Annotated in this window: 1 protein-coding gene; it reads left to right on the forward strand. The window is 41.7% G+C overall.

Annotation, left to right across the window (positions count from 1 at the left end):
- On the forward strand, positions 1-2,354 hold a 2,354-nt coding region (locus ACCM36_RS06865), incomplete at its 5' end, for a response regulator (RefSeq protein ID WP_370573011.1).
- Between the last annotated feature and the right edge of the window lie 157 nt (positions 2,355-2,511).

Here is a 2,511-nt window from a genome sequence, read left to right on the forward strand (position 1 = left end):
CTATTTTAGGTGAGAATGACAATTTGTACATAAATCCCCAAAATGAAACTTCGATCGTGGGAACTACTGTATTGAATGATGTTAACGGGAATCCCGTATTGATCTTAGATGTAGAGATGGACAGGGGTATCTACCAGCAAGGTAAATCTGCTATAAATTATGTATTTGCTGTAATTCTGATAATTGGGATCGTATGTGGAATAGTCATAACGACTCTATTGGATAGATTAGTGTTAGATAGATTATCCTTACTGAGCAGTAATCTGACCTATATCACTGAAAAGGGATCACTCTCTTCTCGTGTGGATATGGAAGGCAATGATGAACTGAATGATCTTGCAGATAATATAAATTACATGCTCGGATCACTTGAGAAAAATGAGATCGAGTTCCAGCTGATCGAAAAAGAGAATAAACAAAGAATGGAAACTGTCCTTTCGAGTATCATCTGTGGTACTCTTCTAATAGATGCTGAAACGCATATCATCGCTGATGTCAACCCGACGGCTATAGAAATAATAGGCCTCCCTAAAGAGCAGATAGTAGGCAATATCTGTCGAAATCTCCTTTGCCCGCTACAAAAAGAGGAATGTGCAACCCTTTATCCCGGTATGATAGTAAACAAATCTGAAAGCACATTGGTAAATGCAGTTGGAAAAGAGATCCCCATTCTCAGGTCCATAATACCTGTATCTCTTTCTGATAAGGACTATCTGGTTGAGAGTTTTGTAGACATGACCCGAATAAAGGAAGCTGAACAGGAAATTCTTGCTGCCAAGATCACTGCGGAGACAGCCAATCGTGCAAAAAGCGAATTCCTTGCAACCATGAGCCATGAGTTAAGAACACCGCTTAATTCAATAATAGGTTTCTCTGACCTGATGCTAAGCGGCGGTGTAGGGGATCCGGAAAAACAAAAGAAGTTCATGGCGAATATCTCGACCAGTGGAAAGCATCTGCTGTCACTGATAAACAATATACTTGACCTCTCCAAGATAGAAGCAGGTAAAATGGAGCTCCATTATGAACTGTTTGGTGCATACGCCACTATAGATGAAGTAAAGCAATTGGTATCTCCTCTTGCAGATAAGAAAGGGCTGAAACTTGAATTTAGAAGGGATGAAAGACTTGACAACATATATGCTGACAGGCTGAAGTTCAAACAGATCCTTTTCAATCTTACAAGCAATGCTATCAAATTCACCAATGCCGGTGGAAAGATCACTATTTCAGCAATAAGGTTGCAGAATAAAGTACAGTTCAGTGTTGAAGATACTGGTATTGGCATCTCGGATGAAGATAAGAAAAAGCTATTCCAGCCTTTTATACAACTTGATTCTGCTCCAACACGTAAATATGCAGGTACCGGACTTGGCCTTTCCCTAGTTAAAAGATTTCTGGAGATGCAAAATGGGAAGATATGGGTAGAAAGTGAGTTGGACAAGGGAACAAAGTTCATTTTTGAACTACCTTTGGAACCAGTTCCACAAACAGAAAGTAAAGCGGAGATGGCACCTTCTCACCCTGCAACAATGGAAAAGAGCCAGAATGCCACTGAGCCCAACGTACGTCTTCCCCATGTCATTGAGTCCCCCGGGTCAAAAGGAGAGGGACCTCTTGTACTTGTGGTGGAGGATGATGCGCCTTCAAGGGAATTGCTTGAGGTAACCCTGATACACGAAGGGTATCGTGTGGCTTCTGCAGAGAACGGGAAAGAGGCTCTGGAACTTGCAGGGAAGATGAAGCCTTTTGCCATCATTCTCGATATCATGATGCCAGAGATGGATGGTCTGGACGTGCTGAAACATCTCAAGGATAAGGAACAGACAGAAAACATCCCTGTGATCGTGGCTTCCATGATAGACGACAGCGAACTTCAGGTAGTATGGGGATCTGTCCAGCATTTCTCCAAACCTGTTCAAAAAGATATCTTACTTAGTGCACTAGAGAGGTTCAGAGGAAAGACATCCGGGTCCCCTATGAATGTCCTTGTTGTGGATGACGAGGTAAATGCAGTTGAACTGATAAGGTCTATGCTTTCCGCAGAAGATATCAATGTGCTGACAGCTTATGGAGGAAAAGAGGCCATAGAGACCACAATTAAAGAAAAACCGGATGTTGTGGTCCTTGACCTGATGATGCCGGAAGTCAGTGGTTATGATGTGATAAAGGCCCTTAAGTCAAATCCGCAAACCATTGATATTCCTATAATCATCTGTACCGCAAAGGACCTGGACCTGGATGAATCCAAGTCATTGAAACAGAACGTCTTTTCTATTATGCACAAAGGCATGTTCACAAAGGATGACATTACCGGGCTTATGAAGAAGATGCAATATAAGAACAACAAGTAGAGATCATGATCTTTTGAATTTTCATATAATCGAATAAGAGGTGACCATTATCAGAAAAGTAAAAGTAATGAGGGCAAAGGTAAAGATCAAAAGTCTGCCCCGTGGTAAATAACGACCCTTTATGCATCCTGGGCTCTATTAGGGAGTTGAGCAAGAT

Origin of the sequence: Methanomethylovorans sp. (assembly GCF_041305605.1) — an archaeon.
In the GTDB taxonomy this organism is placed as follows: Archaea; Halobacteriota; Methanosarcinia; order Methanosarcinales; family Methanosarcinaceae; genus Methanomethylovorans.